The following is an 18396-nucleotide window of genomic DNA, read 5'->3' as shown; positions in this document are numbered from 1 at the left end:
CAAACGCGTCAGATTGACGCGGGCGATGACGCCTGCGACTCGTTCCAAGACTCCCCCCTGGAATGTAATGCCGCGTGGCTCCGCCACTGGATTGCCAGCGGTCAGGAGGCGGAGCCTGGGCTGCAAGAGCAACCCGAGCGTTGACAGGCTGGAAGCCTATCCCACGTCGTGCTCGATCAGGCCGCGTGACGTTTCCAAAACACCCGCTTGCCGTTACGACGCATCTGCCGCCAATAATGCCTGGACGTCAACAATCCCGGCTCGTCGGCGGCAAGTGACAGCAGAGAAAGCAATCGTTGTTCAGGAAGAGAATCGGCCGATTCGATGACACGTCGCGTCATCCGACTGTGGCGGAGCAACCGCCGCCGATCGGCGGCTGAAATCCGATCATCGTCCGACAGGATGTAGGGCGTGATCCCGTCGAGCAGTTCCAAGATACTGGCGTTGCGGGCCGAAGTTTTTTGACCGGCGTGAATGCGGAACGCGGCGAGGGGCTGATCGGTTTTGGCGACCTTTATCCCCGCGTCGAAACCACGCAACCAGTAGTCGAAATCCATCGTGTAGTGGAGCGATTCGTTGAATGTTCCGATTCGCTCGCTCAGTCGTTTGGTCCAGAACACTTCGGGTTGGATAAAATTTCGATTGGGATTCGGGCGCAGCCAATGGTTCCACAAATCGAGGATTTCCGGCAACGTTGAAATATCCGAACATTGATCGCGAAGTCGTTTCCCTTGTGCGTTCACTTTCCGGCAGACACCTGAGAAAAGATCCGCATCCGGGTTTTCGTTCCACAGTGCTACGATTCGTTGAAACGCGCCCGGCAGGTAATAATCGTCGCTGTTGATGTAGGCGCAGATGTCGCCATCGACTCGTTCAAATCCCTTATTGATCGCGTGGGACTGACCGCGATCTGGTTCGCTGCACCAGAAAGCCAATTCGCCGCGGTACTTCTTGATGATGTCGACCGATCCATCCGAGCTGCCCCCGTCCACGACCGCGTATTGCAAGTCAAAGTCGCTGCCACGACCGTCTTGAGACAAAACACTCTGGATCGTTTGCTCCAAGTACTCCGCTTGGTTGAACGATGGGGTGACGATTCGGAATGTCGGACGGCGATGATTCGACGATGGCATGATTTACCAGTGGGTGACTAGTGCTTTGTCAGCTTTCAATTTTCGAGCCTGCGTTTGTCGAGCGGAAAAGGGGTCAGGTACCAAAAACCAAATGGCCCGCAGGGTGCTTCGCATTTTTGGTACCTGACCCCTTTTCCGCGGTACCCTAAGAATAAAAGTTGACGAAGCACTAGGCGGCGCGGCGCTGTGTTTGGTTGTCGGCCCCGATCAGGTTTCGATACAGTTCCATGTAGCATTGCGCTTGGGTATCCGATTGAAACTGATCCATGATCAGATCCCTGGCTTGGGCTCCCATCGCTTGCATGGCATCCGGGTTGGCGATCGCGGTCTGCAAGCGTCGGGCGAGTTGGGCGGCGTCACCGTTGTCGGCGAGCAGTCCTGTTTTGCCCGGAATCACATAGTCGGGAATGCCACCGGCATCGAATCCGATCACGGGAGTACCGCACGCCATCGCCTCCAGCCCGGTCAACGGAAGATTGTCTTCGGTCGATGGTAGGACAAAAACATCGGCCGCGCTGTACACCAAGCGGCGCGTGCGATCGTCTTGAACGTTGCCAATCTGAATCATCTCCGGCAACGTTTTGGTCGCATCGGAGAGTGTGCCGCTGCCAAACACCAAGCCGCGGACGTTGCGATCGGATCCCACACGTTCCAAAGCCGCGAGCAATTCGGTCGCGCCCTTTCGGCGGCTGGCCAAATTCATCGCACCAAAGCCGATGATGAACGCGTCGGACTCAATGCCGAGGGCTTCACGGGCAAATTGTTTCTGCATCGGATAGAGTTTGTCAGTCGGCATACCATAGGGAATTCGGGTGAACGATTTCGCTTGGTCCAACAACGGACTGGATTGTGCCAACCCCAACAACCAACGGCTCGGCGCGACGATGTGTAGATTGATCTTTTGCAAGGCGCGGCGTTTGGTTTCAAACGAACGAAAACTGACATCGGTTTGCCCCGATCGTTTGACTTGGGGGCAGTTTCCACACCCGACGCGAAACCGTTGGCAGCCGCCGGAGAAGTGGCAACCACCGGTCAGCGCGTTCATGTCGTGGAGCGTCCAGACCACGGGTTGGCCCGGGTCCAGCGATCCGAAGAAACTGGGAAAGTCGATGAACTTGGAGATCCAGTGCAGATGGATGAGGTGCGACCGGGTTTGGCCATCTGCGGCGGGGTGATCCAGTGGCGGCCAGGGGGTGTACGGCTGACCGTGCGGGGAAGTAAAGATTTCGGGTCCATCTTTGGCGCCACGTGTGGCGCGCTTCCATGACTGTCGATGCACTCGAAACCGGACGCGGTCGAGGGCGTTTTCCAGTGTCCCTTGGCGTGCCCATTGCGTGCTGTAGAAATCGTCCGTGTCAATTTCGGCACGCTGCGAATCGGTGAAGGACTGACCGGCCAAGTATTGAAACCGGCTTTTGATTCCGCGGTTGCGGAGCGCGGCGTGCAATTGTCGCGCAGCCGTGGCAGCTCCGCCACGAAGAAAGCTGTTGAAATGACTGACAATCACTAGATCCCACCGGAAAACGAAGCTGAAAAGAGCGTCGGACTCTTTTCACTTCAATCGCCGTGACGACGGCAAACGATCAGTGGTCTGCCGGTGGATTCAGCTGGTCGGGTTTGGCAAACTATCGCGGTCGGGATGAACGGATCGTAGAGATTAGCGGGGCCGGAGAACGGCACACCGGTTCACCCCCGTTGTAAGGACCTGTCAGGGAACAAGCATGACGATTGTTACGAATCGAGCAATTTTGCCAGCGTCGTGGCGAGCCCACGGAGGGCATCGGTGTCCGGCAGTGTGATCGTCAATTGTGGCCGTCCCTGTTCATCTTTGTCGACACACTGTGACAAACGATCGGTCAGGGTGTCGACCGTTTCATCGCTGGGTGCTTTGTCGCCAACCGATGGGATCAGTTCGCCGGCCAACGAGAGTGCGGCGGTGATCAGGCCGCTGGTCGCGGCGGCGACTTTTTCTCGTTTGGCTTGCAAGGCCTGAGCCTCGGCCTCGACCCGCCGCTGTTGGCTTTCATCCACCGGCGCCGCGGGCAAGGGGTCCAAGATGACTTCCAGTCGGCGTCGCAGGTCTTCCATCCCGCTGACCATCGCGACCTCGGACACGTCGCTGTCCATATCGATCGATGCATCGGCGAGTTCCTGCTTGGACGCCAGCGTCTCCAGCAATCGCTCTTCGATCGTGTCGCCGACGGTGACCAACTTGTAAATATGGACGGGGTTCTTTTGTCCCATCCGATAGGCACGTGCGATGCGCTGCTCCAGAACGGCAGGGTTCCAGGGCAGATCGACGTTGATGACCGTGTTGGCCGCTTGCAGGTTCAATCCCGTCGACCCGGCGTTGGTCATACAAATCACGCGGCACTGCGGATCGCTCTGGAAACGCGACACCAATTCGCCGCGTTTCTTTTGCGGCACTTGGCCGTCCAGGCGGACGTAGTCGCAACCCATCGTGTCCAACCGCCGTTCGATGCGGTCCAACATGCGTCGCCATTCGCTGAACAACACGATCTTTCGCGTCGGGTCTTCGATCAAGCCGTCGAGCAGTTCGGTCAATCGTTCCAGTTTGCTGCTGTACTCGGTTTCCTCTTGGTCGATCAGATACGTGCTGTCACAGGACATCCGCGCCATCAGCAACGATTTTTGCATCCGCAGCAAGTCCATCTCGGTCATGAACTTTTTGTGGACGATTTGGGCCACGATGGCGAGGTGGGAATCGTTGATCTCTTTTTGTTCGGCCGTCGGTTCGATGCGGATCACTTCGTCGATCCGTTCGGGAAGCTGTTTGGCGACCTCGCTGCGGGTGCGGCGGAGCAGGATCGGTTTGAGTGACTCGCGCAGTTGGTCCAATCGGTGGTAGCCCAGCGTCTTGCCGCGTTCATCGACCACGTGATGTTTGTGAAAAAATTCGTACGCCGGTCCCAAGCGATCTTCGTCCACGAACCGCGTGACGGTGAACAGGTCCCCGAGACGGTTCTCCAGTGGCGTCCCCGACAGCACCAATCGGAACGGGCTTTCCAATTGTCGGATCACGTTGCTGGTTTTTGATTCCCAATTCTTGATCCGTTGACCTTCGTCCAAAATGATCAGATCCCAGGGCACCTCTTCGATCGCGGTCAAGTCGCGGAGGACTTGTTCGTAGTTGCAGATCGTGAAGAACGCGTCGCTGCGATATTGCTCGTAGCGTTCGGCGCCGGTGCCCAGCACGATTTGCGTCGACCGGTCACTGAAGCGTCGGATTTCGTTTCGCCACTGCGTCTTGAGTGAGGCCGGGGAAACGATCAGCACGCGTTTGATGTCGGCCAGTTGGGACAACAGTTCGGCGACGCCGATGCCTTGAATGGTTTTGCCCAGTCCCATGTCATCGGCCAGAATCGCGCGTCCGGCGCCGGCGGCGAACGCGATTCCGTCCAGCTGGTAGGGCAGCAGGGTGGCGTCGAGCAGTTCGGTTCGCAGCGGGTGATTCTCGGTTTCCCGGCGAATCAACTCACAGGCTTGACGAACACGCTGTTGCGTCAACTGGCGTTGAATGAACGCTTCGGCATCGGGATAGATCGTGACGTCCAGCCCGGCGTTTTCCAGCGCCGCAATTCGCGTCATCGCGTCCGACGCGTCGGTGATCGGGGTCGTGTCCGCGTCGCCGACGATCTCTTCCATTTTGGGGTCGACCTTCGCGGGCATGTGAAACAGCAGTCCACGATGTTCCCCGTAGCAAATGGCGAGCGATAGTTTTTTGCGGCGATAAGGCGAACGCAGCTTGGCGGCGGAGAAACGTTTTTGAACCTTGGTCTGGACGTGCACGACATGTTTGCATGTTTGCAGTTTGTTGGTTCGAAAATCGGGACACGTGCAATAGGACTGACCCGGATCGAACCCCCGCAGTGCGACGCGATAGGTTCTGCCGGATCGTTCGCTGGTGACCAGGTAATCCGTCCACGGCTTGGTGGTGTTGGTGGACCGCACTTTCATGCGTTCTTCGGCGGCTCGTTTGACCCGGTCGGCGATCGCTCGCTGATTCAGCTCCTCCGGCGTCAGGTGCTCCAATGGAACCGATTCGTCGGGCGGTTGGGCCAGCCCGAGATCGCTTTTGGATTGCAACAGATGGTCCAGTGCGGCGCCGACGTGAAGACAGGGGGTCTCGCACTGGTTGCAGTTGACCAGCAATTGCCGACGGCGACCCGATTGCAGCGTGATCGTTGCGATCGCCACCCCGTTGTCGACTTCGGGATCCGAGAATCGGACGCGGAACAGATCCCCACCCAGAAAAACATCGTCGTGGTTGAGTTCAAGATACTGTGCCCCCTGGCGGATCAGGGTGGCGCCTTCGTCACCGAGCAATTGACAGGCCTGGGAAAACGTCAACGACCCGAGTCGTTGGTGGAAGACGTTGCCTGGTTTGCGGCGGACACCCGTTGGTGCCGAGCGGGTCTTCGTTTGACTCATCTGCCTTCCGTCCTTTGGTTCCGTGGTCGATTGACGCAGCACGGGAATTAGAACGGGATCGGATTAGGCTGGCAAGTTCGAAAGTGGGGTAAGCATCCTGCTTGCCACCCCCAACGGCGCAGCCGGCGAACAAGAGTGGGGTAAGCATCTTGCTTGCCACCCTCGACGGCGCAGCCGGCGAACAAGAGTGGGGCAAGCATCTTGCTTGCCACCCTCGACGGCGCAGCCGGCGAACAAGAGTGGGGTAAGCATCTTGCTTGCCACCCCCGACGGCGAACCCGGGAGGCGGAGCCTCCGAGACCGTTTGTTCCCAGGCAGAGCCCGGGAACAAGAGTCGGCACCTCACTCCACTGGAAGCATCTGGACGGCATCCAGGTGCACCAGTCCATCGGCTTGTTCGGTCAAGATCACGACGTTGATCTCATCGTCTTTTTCGACGTCGATGGTCGCGACCGCCGCGAACTGGCGGTCCTCGGTACCCCGGTAGTTCACGTTCTCGCGGACCACACGATCACCGATCCGGATCTCAACCGGTGCAGCGGTGGCGCGGTTGTTGAAACGCTCATCGGCCGGGGCGCAACCGACCCGGATTTGAAAGCGGCCGCTTTGGGGAGCCTTGACGGTGTAGATGGCTTGGGCCCCCGATCCCGGGCCGGCGTACTTGTAGCTGTAGGCGACATAGCGATCGTTTCGACCGCCGCCGCTGGTCCATTTCCCTTTCAGCTCTGCCTCGCGGTCGTCGATCACGATGCCATCCAAGGACGCCGGATCCTGGCCGGTCATCGGGCCGAATTTGGATGCCCGTGGGAGCGCCCCTGCGTCGATCGTGATCGGGGCCGAGGGTGTGCTGCGGCGTGCCTTGCCGGGCAATTCCAACAATTCCAGCAGCTCATCGAGGTGGTCTTGGTAGACCTCGCGTGGCGTGCAATCGCGGAGCGCGCAGATCGACGCCGCTTTGCCGACGACTTCGCCCATCATGCCACAGGTCTTCATCACGCGGACGGTGCCGAGGGCTTCGTGAGTGACGCTGACGTTTCGTCCGGCCATGAACAGGTTGTCGATGTTTCGGCTGTAGAAACAACGATACGGGACGGGGTAGCCGTACGATCGATCGACGCGGCGGTCATGAACGGCGATGCTGATGAACGGGTTGTCGGGGTATTTTTTGGCGTATTGTTCCTTGGGGTAGTGGAGGTCGATCGACCACGTACTGGGGACACAGCCGTCGGGGAAGTCACGTTTGGCGACGATGTCATCCTGGGTCAGGACGACGTCACCGAGCAACCGATTGCTCTCGCGTGGCCCGCCGACGTAGGCCACCCAGCTGAGGATGGCGGTCTTGTGATCGGCGGCGCCGTCACGGTTCTTCATGGCGTTGAACGCGCCATACACGGCGCGCAGATTCCAGTCCCGGATGCCTTCGGCGTCACCGATCGCGTCCTTGTCAAAACCGCTTTCCCAGAACCACTGGCCGTGGTGGTCGCGGGGATAGGGAAAGTCTTGCATTTCCAAATCCAGCGCCCACGGGGTTTCGGGGAATGACTGCGGCGAATCGGTTTCATCCCAACGCCACATGTTGCTCATGCCCATTCGGCCGTCGGGCGCCATGTCGCTATCGGCACCGACGAATTGCCCCAACCAACCGTGGCCCGTGCAGTCGACGAAGCGGTCCCCGAGCATGCGAACGACCGCGCCGGTTTTGGTGTTGAGCGCATCGACCGAAACGATGTGATTGTCTTGGACGACGGCATCGAACGCGTGGTGGTTGAGCCACAAGTCGATCTGGGGCTCGGCACGGACGGTGCGTTCTTTCAGATCATCGCCGAACTCTTCGTAGCGGCCCGGTGACTTGGTCGCGTTGTCGGCGAATTCTTCGATGATCTCGCCGATCCGCGGGAACTTGCCGCGACGGATGTTGCCCATCGCCCAGACACGTACTTCGCTGGATCCGTTACCGCCCAAGACGCCACGGTCTTGGATCAAAGCGACGCGGCAGCCCATCCGTGCGGCGCTGAGCGCCGAGCCCATGCCGGCGTAACCGCCACCGACGACCACCAAGTCATAAGGCCCCCGTTCGAGCGGCTCGTCGGGCAGCCCCAATTGTTTCCGTCGCCAATCCGACAAGACCGAATCGGCCGGTGGCGGAGGATCGCCGTCCAGCTGCGTCGTCAGATAGAGGCAGTCGCAGCGGCCGTCGAATCCGGTCAAGTCTTTCAGCCGCAGTTGCGTTTTCCCTTCCGCCAATTCGATCGTTCCGCCGTCTTGCCAGCCCCACGTCGCCCCCTCGGTGCCGAAGGTTTCACCGAGCGTCTGGCCGCCGATCTGAATTTGGAATTTGCCCGGCTGCCCGGCGGCGTCCCAGCGAGCCACCCAATCGAAGGTGCGGACCCAGACGCGATAGGCCCCCGGTTGTTTCACGTCGATCTGCGTCACGGCGTCGTCGACCGGCGTGCCCAGTCCGTGGGCGAGCAGGTAGGGAGATCCCATCTGCTGGATGAACTGGGTGTCCAATTTCCAGCCGCCGAGATCGTCAAAACTCTCGGTTTCGACAAAGATCTCGGCCGCGGGGGCCGAATTCAACACGAAGTGCGGCGTGCAAACCGCCGCCAGCACGGCCAACGGTGCCAGGAAGCCCCGGAATCGTGATTCAGAGAGATTGCCAATCATGGTTGTGATTTCGAACCAGCAGGAGGGAGAAAGGGTAACGCTGTAAAGCATATTTTAGCGGCAGGGCGCGAGCCCTCCGGTGTTTGGGCAACGATGACGAACCGGAGGGCTTGCGCCGTGCCGCTAAAACCGAAAGAAACAGAGGAAAAAATGCTTCACCGCGGTGGGGGAACGTGACTCGGGCAGAGTACTCCGATCGTGGAGCAAACGCCCAATTTGGACATCCATTCTCGCAGATTTCAGCGTTTCGCTCGCCCTGAGAAATCGTACCGCCCCAGGGCAGCCTGCCCGAACGCAATGTCGGATTTCAATTAGGGGCTGAGAAAAACGGCGTCATCAGCTAAACTACGTGGCCGGGCAGGCCGACGAACAGCCTGCGCGGTACATCATTCCAGTGCAAGCCGATCACCCGAAACGCTTCGATTCTTTCGCATGGACACCCTCGAATCTCAGCCTCATTCTACCATGCCCGAACCTAGCGATCTCCCTCAGGAGCCACCCAAGAAACGGGGCGTTCCCGAAGGCTTGTGGTTGAAGTGTCCCGGTTGTGGGACCAGCGTCTACAAAAAAGAAGTCGAACAGCGACTCAACGTCTGCCCCAAGTGCGACCACCACTTTTATGTGTCGGCCGCCGATCGCATCGTCCAGGTCGTCGACGACGGCACGTTCGAGGCGATGAACGAGCACCTGCAACCGACCGATCCGCTGGAGTTTTCTGACCGCCGGCGCTACGCCGAACGGCTGGTCGGGGAACAGAAGCGAACGGGTTTGTCCGACGCCGCGATCACCGGAACCGGAATGATTCGCGCCCGCCGTGTCGCGCTGGCCGTGACCGACAGCGCATTCATCATGGGCAGCATGGGATCGGTCGTGGGTGAACGTTTGGCGCGGTTGATCGAACATGCGACCACGCAAGACTTGCCGCTGATCATCATCAGCGCCAGCGGTGGGGGGGCACGGATGCACGAAGGTATTTTATCGCTGATGCAAATGGCCAAGGTCAGCGCCGCACTGGCCCGCTATGACAAAGCGGGAGGCTTGTTCATCAGCGTGCTGACCAACCCCACGATGGGCGGTGTCGCCGCCAGTTTCGCCTCCCTGGGAGACCTGGTGTTTGCCGAACCCAAAGCCCTGATCGGGTTCGCCGGCCCGCGAACCATCAAGGCGACCATCGGAATCGAATTGCCCGAAGGTTTCCAGACCAGTGAGTTTTTACTCGAGCATGGCTACATCGATCGAATCGTTCATCGCAAACACCTGAAAACTGAAATCGCCCGCGCGATCGACTATTGCGGAAAGTAGGTCATCCATGGGGATTTTTGATTCCGTCAAATCGATGCTCGGCGGCAGCGGTGGCAGCAGCGGCGGGCGGATCGACATTCAGAAACGCTTCACGCTGGAACGGACTGCGTTCACCGGCACGATGGCGAAATTTGTCGTCGCCAAGGACCACGCGCATGGCGGCCGATTGGTCGGGATCAAAATCCTGGACCCGGAGAAGGTGGAATTGTTCGAAAGCCGGTTTCGCCACCTGAAAAAACCGTCCGAGGGCGAAATCGCCCTGAAAATGCATCACCCCAACGTCGTCGAAACCTACGAAATCGGCGTTTCGACCAAGGGCGACCCGATCCTGATCATGGAGTTCGTCGCCGGGCCAAGCATGCAAAACATCATCGTTCAAAAGCAGGAACATCATGTCGCCGGCAAACGATTGATGCTGATCCGTTCGATGTGTGAAGCGCTCAAGTATGTGCACAACCAGGGCTACATCCACCGTGACATCTGCCCGCGAAACTTCATCCTGCTGCCGGAGTCGACGGACGTCAAACTGATCGATTTCGGACTGACGCTGCCGGCCACTCCGCCGTTCATGGTGCCCGGCAACCGCACCGGGACGCCGCTGTACATGTCGCCCGAAATCGTGCGGCGACGGCCGACCGATAAACGCGTCGATCTGTTCTCCCTGGGCGTCACGTTCTACTGCTTGATCGCTTTCTGCCATCCCTGGCAGGGGGATGTTGTCAGTGGGCGGGCCGCCCTGCATCACGACACCTCGCCCCCCAAACCGCTGGCCGACGTCTGCCCCAACGTCGACCCCTCCCTGGCACGCGGCGTGATGCAATTGATGCAACCCAAAGTCGAGGAGCGGACGCCGACCATCGAGCACTTCATTCAGCGGATCGCGAAGGTGGAAAGTGCGTACAAAGATGGGGCGCCAAGTCCCCAGCTGGGCTGACAGACCCGCCCGACTCTACTACGCTCTGTGGTTGAAACCTTTCCACTCACGTCTCGGTCGACCGATCGAGACATTCGTTTGAGGCAATCAAGCATTGAAGCAAGCTCGTCAGGATCGCTGGACGGTCCAAGATTCGGTGGCAGAATACGGTGTCGATCGCTGGGGAGACGGATATTTCAGTATCTCCGAGCAAGGCACGGTGGTCGTCTCGCCTTCGCGTGATGAACATACGTCAATCGATCTAAAGGCGCTCGTCGACCAGCTCGGCGAACGCGGCCTCAGCCTGCCCATTCTGCTCCGCTTCAACGGCATCCTCCGCGACCGATTGCATCATCTGCACGATTGCTTTGCCCAGGCGATCGAAGAAAACGGCTACCAAAACCGCTATCGCTGTGTGTTCCCGATCAAGGTCAACCAACAGCGCGAAGTCGTCCAACAAATCGTCGCCGAAGGTGCCGCATTGGGTTTCGGAGTCGAAGCGGGCAGCAAGCCCGAATTGCTCGCCGCGATCGCGATGAGCGACGCCTCGGTCCCGATCGTTTGCAACGGCTTCAAAGACGAAGAGTACATCCGCTTGGCGATGATGGCCCAGCGGCTCGGGCGGACCGTTTTTCCCGTGGTCGAAAAAGCCAGCGAACTGGACCTGATCTTCCGCGTCGCCTCGGCCGTGGGCGTCCGCCCGACGATCGGGATGCGGGTCAAACTGGCCACCCGTGGCAGCGGTCGCTGGCAGGCCAGCGGCGGCTACCGCAGCAAATTTGGGCTGACCGTCGCGGAGGTCCTGGCATCGTTGGACCGCATGATCGAGCTGGGATTTGAGGACTGTTTTCAACTGTTGCATTTTCACGTCGGCAGCCAGATCGGAAACATCCGTCAGCTGAAGTCGGCGATCCTGGAAGCGGCCCAGATCTACGTCGACCTGCAACGCCGCGGTGCCGCGATGGGGTATCTGGACGTCGGCGGCGGATTGGGCGTCGATTACGACGGCACCCAGACCGACAGCCAATCGAGTATGAACTACACGATTCAAGAATACGCCAACGACGTCGTCTACCACGTACAAAGCGTTTGCAATGAAGCCGGCGTGCCCCACCCGCAACTGATTTCCGAAAGCGGCCGCGCGGTTGCCGCCCACCACAGCATCCTGGTGATGGAAACCCTGGGCGTGACCAAACAGGGCAACGCAGATCTGCCGCCCTGGGCCGCGTCGCAACAGCCTGCGGAAAACGATTCGGCGGGACCTCCGGACGATTACGAACAACCGGTGCGTGATCTATGGGATGCCTACACCAATCTGACCGCCGACAACATGATGGAAAAGTTCCATGATGCGCAGCTGACGTTGGACATCTGCATGAACCTGTTTAGCGGCGGGTACCTGCCGCTGGAACAGCGTGTCGCGGCGGAGAATCTGTACTTCGCGTTGTGCCATCGTGTCCGCGAGTTGGCCGAGGCCGAAGGCAACGTGCCGGCCGAATTGGAACATCTCGATCGGATGCTGTCGGACATTTACTTCGTCAATTTCTCGCTATTTCAATCCATGCCCGATGCCTGGGCGATCGACCAGTTGTTCCCGATCATGCCGATCCATCGGCTGGGTGAACGCCCGACGCGTCACGCGGTGCTGGGCGACATCACCTGCGACAGCGACGGCAAAGTGGATTCGTTCGTGTCCGAGCAAGATTGCTGTGACACCCTGCGACTGCACGTGCCCGAAGACGGCAAATCGTATCAATTGGCGGTCTTCATGGTGGGCGCCTATCAAGAAATCCTCGGCGACTTGCACAACCTGTTCGGCGACACCCACGCGGTGCATGTCGAGTGCGAGGGATCGGCGGTGAAGATCCGTTCGATCGTCAAGGGCGACACCGTCTCGGAAGTGCTCAGCTACGTTCAATACGACGACCGCGAACTGCTTGATCGCATCGGCCAGTCGGTCGAAGACGCGATCTCGGACGAGCGGATCGATCACCAACAAGCCGGCCGAATCGTTGCCGCCTTCGAAAAAGCCCTCGCCGGATACACCTACCTGGAACCGACCAGCAAGGGTGCCCCGATGGAAGACTTCGAAGTCCCGGTGGATTTCGTCGACACGCAAGAGGACCAGCCGTCGACGTTGCAGCGACAGGATTCGACGACGTAGGGCATGCGGTGCATGCCTGGCGTCACGCACAGCGTGACCTACAGTGCATGCCTTGCGTCACGCACAGCGTGACCTACAGTGCATGCCTTACGTCACGCACAGCGTGACCTACAGAGAAACGAGCACCCGCTCCGCGTCGGCGTGGCTGACTTCGGCGGCCACCAAGTCCCCGGTCGTGATGCGGGGATCTTCACTGACCCATTCGGCCGGCGCGTAGCGGCAGGTCGTCCCGCGTAACAACCGCGATTCACTTTCGCTGCCGTCCAGCCTGACCAGGGCGCGATCGGATTCGACCAGCACTTGAACGGATTCACCGACCAGGCTGGCAAAGTAGTCGCGGCGAAGTTCGGACTCGAGTTCGGCGAGTTGGTGAACACGCTGGTTTTTCAAATCGCCGGGCAATTGGTCCGGCATCTCGGCGGCGGGTGTGCCGCGGCGAGCGCTGAAAGGAAAGGCGTGGATTTTGGAGAATCCGGCGGCGCGACAGGTTGCCAGCGTCTGCCGGAATTCGGCTTCGGTTTCACCGGGAAATCCGACGATGATGTCGGTCGTGATCGCCGGTTTGTTGAGCGCCTCGTTGAGCATCCGGCAACGGTCCAAAAACATCCGCGTGCCCCAGCGTCGACGCATCCGACGCAGCACCGAGTCGCTGCCCGATTGCAGGCACAGATGCACGTGGGGGACCAAGCGATCGGGATACTCGGTCATCACACCGATCAGGCTGCGCGTCACCTCGGTCGCTTCGATGCTGGACAGCCGGATCCGGAAATCGCCGGGCAGTTGGCAGAGTTGTCGAACCAGATCCGACAGCCGCGTCCAGTCCTCGCGCGGTTTGTTGCGATTCCAATCGACACCGTAGTGCCCCAGGTGAATCCCGGTCAGAACGACTTCGCGATGTCCCGCGTCGGTCAACCGGCGGACCTCGTCGACGATGTGTTCGAGCGGCCGCGAAGTCAGTTTGGGTCGCACGTGGGGGATGATGCAGTAGCTGCAGCGAAGCAAACAACCGTCTTGCACTTTGACGTAGGCACGGTGCCGGCCGGAAAATCCGTCCAGCCCGGTGGGAACGTCGACGACGCCGAACCGCGACATCAGATCGGGCAGTTCCCGTTTGTCGGTGACGACTTCGGCCACCCCGGGCAGCTTGGCGACTTCCTCGGGCGCCCGCGTCGCGTAACAGCCCATCACGACGATCCGGGCATCGGGATTTTCCCGGGCCATGCGGCGTATCACTTGGCGGCTCTTGACGTCACCTTGATTGGTCACCGTGCAGGTGTTGACGATGCAAACGTCCGCCCGGTCTCCCTGGGCGCAGTCTTCAAACCCGACGCGCTGCAACCCCTGTCGGACGAGTTCGGTTTCGTATTGGTTGACTTTGCAACCGAGCGTGGTGACGCGTAACTTTGCCGACATGCTTCAGCCGGCCGGTTCGATGGTCGCGCTCATGCTGCCTTTGCAACGCGGGATCAAATCATCTTTGCCGTAGGCGTGAATCTGGTCGCGTTTCAATTCGGCGTGTTCCATGGTGGTGGTCAGGCAAACGGCTTTGCCGTGGCTGTCGACTTGGGTCGCGATTTGGAAACCTTTTTCGACCGGGTGGCGAAACAGTTTTCGCATCATCATCACGACGTATTGGTAGCTGTGATCGGAGTCATCCCAGAGGACGACGTTGTAGCGAGGCTGTTTCTTGGGTTTGGTTTGTTGCTCTTGTTCGACCGCCGGATCGGCAACCGCGACTTGCTTGTCTGACATTTTCGAAAACTGCTCCGTCGTGTGAACGCTGGGCGAACGGTCACGCCCTCTGTTGCTACGATTACACGGCCCCTATTGTAGCGCGGCTGCAGAACCGAAGGCAGACCCGATTTTGATGCTTTTTCCCGATTTTCCCCCACAATCACTGAGTCGTTCCCGTGTCTCCATCCCGTGAAAATGCGGCCACCGGGCCGCTCGACGACGCGTCACTGGACCAATTGATTGAATCCCTGGATTCGGACCGCAAGGCGCTTTTAGACGACCTTATGGAGTGGTTAAGGATCCCCAGCATCAGTAGCGACAGCCGGCGGCTGGGGGAAGTCCGCGCGGCGTGTGATTGGGTCAGCGGAAAATTGCAACGCGCCGGGCTGTCGGTGGAGACCATCGCGACCGCGGGGCATCCGATGGTGGTTGCCCAGACCGCACCGGTCGAGGGAGCACCGGTGGTGCTGGTCTATGGGCACTACGACGTCCAGCCCGCCGAGCCGCTGGAGGACTGGATCAGCGGCCCGTTCGAGCCGACCGTTCGCGAGGGAAATCTATTTGCCCGCGGCGCGACCGACGACAAGGGGCAGGTTCTGACACACATCCAAAGCGTTTGTCGCTGGCTGTCAGCCGGTCACGCGTTGCCGCTGCAGATCAAGTTTCTGATCGAAGGCGAAGAGGAAGTCGGCAGCGAAAACCTGGAACGGATGCTGCCGGATCTGGCCGACAAACTGGCCTGTGATTGCGTCGTCATCAGCGACAGCAGCCAGTACGCCGACGGACAGCCGGCGATCACCTACGGGTTGCGGGGCATCGCCACCTACGAATTGACCGTCGACGGCCCCGGCCAAGATCTGCACAGCGGATCGTTCGGCGGTGCGGTGATGAACCCCGCCATCGCGCTGTGCAAGATGCTGTCCTCCATGGTCGACGAAAACGGCGTGATCCAAATCCCCGGCTACTACGATCGCGTTCAACCGCTGACCGACCAGGAGCGGCGGCAATGGCGTGAGCTTCCGCAATCCGATGCAGCGTTTGCCGAAAGTGTCGGGGTCAAGCAACTGTTCGGCGAACAAGGCTACACGACCGACGAGCGACGCTGGGCACGACCGACGTTCGACATCAACGGGCTGACCTCGGGCCATCAAGGCGAAGGCGTCAAGACGATCATCCCCGCCAAAGCGTCCGCGAAAATCAGTTTTCGGTTGGTCGCCGACCAAGATCCCAAGGAATTGACCGGCCAGTTGAATGACCACTTCAGCGCCAACACTCCGCCCGGAGTGACGTGGGAATTGGAAACCGATCACGGGGCTCCGGGCATGCTGGCCAACATCGACACGCCGTTTGCCAAAGCCGCCGAACTTGCCATTGATGCCGCCTTCGGCACCAAACCGGTGTTCATCCGCGAAGGCGGCTCGATTCCGATCGTCACGCGGTTCCAAGAAGCTTTGGGCTGCGATTGTCTGTTGCTCGGCTGGGGACTTTCCGACGACAACACCCATAGCCCCAATGAAAAATTTCGTGTCCAGGATTACCATCGCGGCATCCAAGCCTCCGCCCGACTCTGGAATGAAATCGCCAAACAAGTGGGATAGGCTTCCAATGAAGCAACCCTCCCTGGCAGGGAGGGTCGAGCGAAGCGAGGGGAGGGTCGATCAGGCGTCATCGAATGATTTTCAGCCTCGATCAACATTCACCCGCCACTGAGACGACGACAACACTTTCGAATTCACTTTTCCCCACCTACCTCAACTCATCATGCTTGACCGGAAATTCATCCTCCAAAACGTCGAACTGGTCCGCGAGAACTGTGAGCGACGCGGCGTGCCCTGTGATGTCGATCGCATCGTCGAACTGGACGCCCAGCGGGTCACTCAACTGCAACTCGCCCAAGACCTCAACCGCCAAGCCAACGAAGTCAGCAAGCAGATTCCCAAGGCATCCGATAACGCCCAGCGACAAGAACTGATCGCCAAGGGCCGCGAGCTGCGAGAACAAAAGGATGCCGCCCAAAAACAATGCGACGAGTTGGAAGACCAGATCCTGGCGATCCAAACGCTGATCCCCAACCTGACCCACCCCGACGCGCCGACCGGTGGCGAAGACGATGCCAAAGAATTGTCGCGGGGCGCGACGCCGAAACCGGAGTTCGATTTCCAACCGCTGGACCATCTCCAGCTCGGTGAAAAACACGACCTGTTCGATTTCGAAGGCGGAGCACGGGTCGCCGGTGCGGGGTTCTACTTTCTACGAAATGCCGCGGTCCGCTTGGACCTGGCGCTGCAACAGTTCGCCATCGCCTTCCTTTCCGATCGCGGTTTCACGCCGGTGTCCACGCCCGACCTGGCGCTGACCAGCGTGCTGCAGGGAACCGGGTTCAACCCGCGCGGCCCCGAGACCCAAATTTACAGCATCGAGAACACGGAATTGAACCTGGTCGCCACCGCAGAGATCACACTCGGCGGCATGATGGCTGATCAAACGCTGACCGACACCGAGTTGCCGATCAAGTTATGCGGGCTCAGTCACTGTTTCCGTACCGAAGCCGGAGCGGCCGGTCGCGCGTCCAAGGGCCTGTACCGCGTGCATCAATTCACCAAAGTCGAAATGTTCGCCTTCGCCTTGCCCGAGCAAAGCGATGCGATGCATGAAGAGATGCGGGCGCTGGAGTGTGAATTGTTCGATGCCTTGGAAGTCCCCTACCGGGTCGTCGATACCGCCAGCGGCGATCTGGGTGGTCCGGCTTATCGCAAGTATGATCTGGAAGCCTGGATGCCGGGACGAGGCGACGCCGGCGAGTGGGGCGAGGTGACCAGCACCAGCAACTGCACCGACTATCAGGCGCGTCGATTGAACACGCGTTACAAGGTGACCGGAGAGAAGGGCACCAAGTTCCTGCACACCCTCAACGGCACCGCCGTCGCCACCGGACGCGCGATGATCGCGGTGATCGAAAACCATCAACGCGCCGACGGCAGCATCGCAGTTCCCAAGGTCCTGCAACCCTGGATGGGTTGCGACGTGATCGGGTAAACAAAACGCTTGGTTCTGATTCGATCGAATCGAGACGCCTGGGATGCACCCCATGCGATTACCTTTGCTGTTGAAGGGGTTAGCGGAACGGCGCGAGCGGGCTGTCGATTGAGTCGGGATCTGCTGAGTCAATGGTGAGCCGCTGGCCGTCAGGCCTCGGGCGGGCGTCGCAATGCCCGGCCGCTTACGCGTCGCGGCTCACAAAAACGACAGACCGCGAGCCGTCCGGTTTCAGCTTGGAAGCACGTTGAAAGACCCGAGGGCTCGCGCCCTGCCGTTAAAGAAAATGCTGAGAATCGGATGTCTGGAATCGTCGGCACATCCCGCAGCATTCAGTGACCGCCGCGGCGACGCTCGGTCTCGACCACCATCCGTACGAGCTGTGCGAGGGACTTCGTGCCGGTCTTTCGGAAGATATGATGACGGCGTGCCTCGACGGTTCGAATGCTCAGCCCCAATCGATTCGCGATCGTTTTGTTCGGGTGCCCTTGGACCAGCAGATCAAAGACTTCGCGTTCCTTGCAAGTCAGTCTTGCCAAACGCTTCCCAACGGCGGCATGCTTTGCATCGATCCGCCGAACGCGTCTTTCACATGCCAGAGCATGCTGGATGGAATCCCACAACGCCTGCTCGCTGACCGGTTTTTCCAGCACGTTGATCGCACCTTGCGTCATCGCCTGCACCGCGAACGGGATTTCTGCAAATGCGGAAACGAAAATGATGGGTAGGGAAGTGCCCTCGGCAACGAGTCGATTTTGCAGCTCGTTTCCGCTGATTCCCAGCAACCGAAATTCTGCGACGATGCACCCCGGTGTCTGGCGCGTGTATGCTTCAAGAAAATCCTCGGCGCTTGTGTAGTGCCGGAAATCGATGTTCATTTGATCCGCGATCCGGCCGACGATCCGCCGGGCCGACGGATCAGGGTCGATCAGAAAGAGAGTGGTCGTTTCCGGCATCAAACGTATTCCCTGAATGAATGAGATCGTTGTGGGACG

Annotated in this window: 12 protein-coding genes; 5 read left to right on the top strand and 7 right to left on the bottom strand. The window is 59.6% G+C overall.

Features of this window, described 5'->3' with window-relative positions; genetic code table 11:
• Positions 1 to 176: 176 nt before the first annotated feature.
• The 4 genes from Enr13x_RS00660 to Enr13x_RS00645 all read right to left on the bottom strand — a co-directional run bounded on the left by Enr13x_RS00660 (position 177) and on the right by Enr13x_RS00645 (position 8252).
• Complete coding sequence (locus Enr13x_RS00660) at positions 177 to 1133, bottom strand: glycosyltransferase family 2 protein (RefSeq protein WP_145384172.1); 957 nt, start codon at positions 1131 to 1133, stop codon at positions 177 to 179.
• A gap of 169 nt (positions 1134 to 1302) precedes the next feature.
• A complete protein-coding gene (locus tag Enr13x_RS00655; protein ID WP_145384171.1) occupies positions 1303 to 2640 on the bottom strand; it encodes a glycosyltransferase in 1338 nt (445 codons plus the stop codon).
• Positions 2641 to 2864: 224 nt separating this feature from the next.
• Positions 2865 to 5585: a DEAD/DEAH box helicase gene (locus tag Enr13x_RS00650; protein ID WP_145384170.1), complete on the bottom strand. Its 2721-nt coding sequence runs from the start codon at positions 5583 to 5585 to the stop codon at positions 2865 to 2867.
• A gap of 342 nt (positions 5586 to 5927) precedes the next feature.
• Complete coding sequence (locus Enr13x_RS00645) at positions 5928 to 8252, bottom strand: FAD-dependent oxidoreductase (protein ID WP_231744022.1); 2325 nt, start codon at positions 8250 to 8252, stop codon at positions 5928 to 5930.
• 465 nt (positions 8253 to 8717) lie between these two features.
• Here Enr13x_RS00645 and accD point away from each other — a divergent pair, with 465 nt between their 5' ends.
• From accD to speA, 3 genes are all read left to right on the top strand, one after another.
• Positions 8718 to 9554, top strand: a complete 837-nt coding sequence (gene accD, locus Enr13x_RS00640) for an acetyl-CoA carboxylase, carboxyltransferase subunit beta (RefSeq protein ID WP_231744021.1) — start codon at positions 8718 to 8720, stop codon at positions 9552 to 9554.
• Positions 9555 to 9561: 7 nt separating this feature from the next.
• A complete protein-coding gene (locus tag Enr13x_RS00635; RefSeq protein ID WP_145384167.1) occupies positions 9562 to 10488 on the top strand; it encodes a serine/threonine protein kinase in 927 nt (308 codons plus the stop codon).
• A gap of 94 nt (positions 10489 to 10582) precedes the next feature.
• Positions 10583 to 12631: a biosynthetic arginine decarboxylase gene (speA, locus tag Enr13x_RS00630; protein ID WP_145384166.1), complete on the top strand. Its 2049-nt coding sequence runs from the start codon at positions 10583 to 10585 to the stop codon at positions 12629 to 12631.
• Positions 12632 to 12739: 108 nt separating this feature from the next.
• On the opposite strand, the gene mtaB is transcribed toward speA, so the two are convergent.
• Together mtaB and Enr13x_RS00620 are read right to left on the bottom strand one after the other, a co-directional pair.
• Positions 12740 to 14044 (bottom strand): tRNA (N(6)-L-threonylcarbamoyladenosine(37)-C(2))-methylthiotransferase MtaB, encoded by a 1305-nt coding sequence (gene mtaB, locus Enr13x_RS00625; protein WP_145384165.1) that lies wholly within the window; start codon positions 14042 to 14044, stop codon positions 12740 to 12742.
• A gap of 3 nt (positions 14045 to 14047) precedes the next feature.
• Entirely contained in the window at positions 14048 to 14383 is a 336-nt protein-coding gene (locus tag Enr13x_RS00620) for an ATP-dependent Clp protease adaptor ClpS (protein WP_145384164.1), read from the bottom strand.
• Between the two features lie 209 nt (positions 14384 to 14592).
• Between Enr13x_RS00620 and Enr13x_RS00615 the strand changes: the two genes are divergently transcribed.
• On the top strand, positions 14593 to 15963 hold the full coding sequence (locus Enr13x_RS00615) for a dipeptidase (RefSeq protein ID WP_145392033.1): 1371 nt from the start codon (positions 14593 to 14595) through the stop codon (positions 15961 to 15963).
• A 163-nt stretch (positions 15964 to 16126) separates the two neighbouring features.
• Positions 16127 to 17401, top strand: coding sequence for a serine--tRNA ligase (gene serS / locus Enr13x_RS00610; RefSeq protein WP_145384163.1), 1275 nt, complete (start codon positions 16127 to 16129; stop codon positions 17399 to 17401).
• 332 nt (positions 17402 to 17733) lie between these two features.
• Here serS and Enr13x_RS00605 read toward each other — a convergent pair whose 3' ends face one another.
• Positions 17734 to 18357 carry a response regulator transcription factor gene (locus tag Enr13x_RS00605; RefSeq protein ID WP_145384162.1) on the bottom strand — a complete coding sequence of 208 codons (624 nt, stop codon included), beginning with the start codon at positions 18355 to 18357 and terminating at the stop codon, positions 17734 to 17736.
• Between the last annotated feature and the right edge of the window lie 39 nt (positions 18358 to 18396).

Source organism: Stieleria neptunia, from assembly GCF_007754155.1.
Classification (GTDB): domain Bacteria; phylum Planctomycetota; class Planctomycetia; order Pirellulales; family Pirellulaceae; genus Stieleria; species Stieleria neptunia.
The sequence above is the reverse complement of the archived record's forward strand: the minus strand, read 5'-3'. Positions and strand labels throughout refer to the sequence as shown.

Coding starts and splice junctions, on each gene's coding strand:
- Enr13x_RS00660 (WP_145384172.1), bottom strand. CDS start 1,133: ATGCCATCGTCGAATCATCGCCGTCCGACATTCCGAATCGTCACCCCA.
- Enr13x_RS00650 (WP_145384170.1), bottom strand. CDS start 5,585: ATGAGTCAAACGAAGACCCGCTCGGCACCAACGGGTGTCCGCCGCAAA.
- Enr13x_RS00645 (WP_231744022.1), bottom strand. CDS start 8,252: ATGATTGGCAATCTCTCTGAATCACGATTCCGGGGCTTCCTGGCACCG.
- accD (WP_231744021.1), top strand. CDS start 8,718: ATGCCCGAACCTAGCGATCTCCCTCAGGAGCCACCCAAGAAACGGGGC.
- Enr13x_RS00635 (WP_145384167.1), top strand. CDS start 9,562: ATGGGGATTTTTGATTCCGTCAAATCGATGCTCGGCGGCAGCGGTGGC.
- mtaB (WP_145384165.1), bottom strand. CDS start 14,044: ATGTCGGCAAAGTTACGCGTCACCACGCTCGGTTGCAAAGTCAACCAA.
- Enr13x_RS00620 (WP_145384164.1), bottom strand. CDS start 14,383: ATGTCAGACAAGCAAGTCGCGGTTGCCGATCCGGCGGTCGAACAAGAG.
- serS (WP_145384163.1), top strand. CDS start 16,127: ATGCTTGACCGGAAATTCATCCTCCAAAACGTCGAACTGGTCCGCGAG.
- Enr13x_RS00605 (WP_145384162.1), bottom strand. CDS start 18,357: ATGCCGGAAACGACCACTCTCTTTCTGATCGACCCTGATCCGTCGGCC.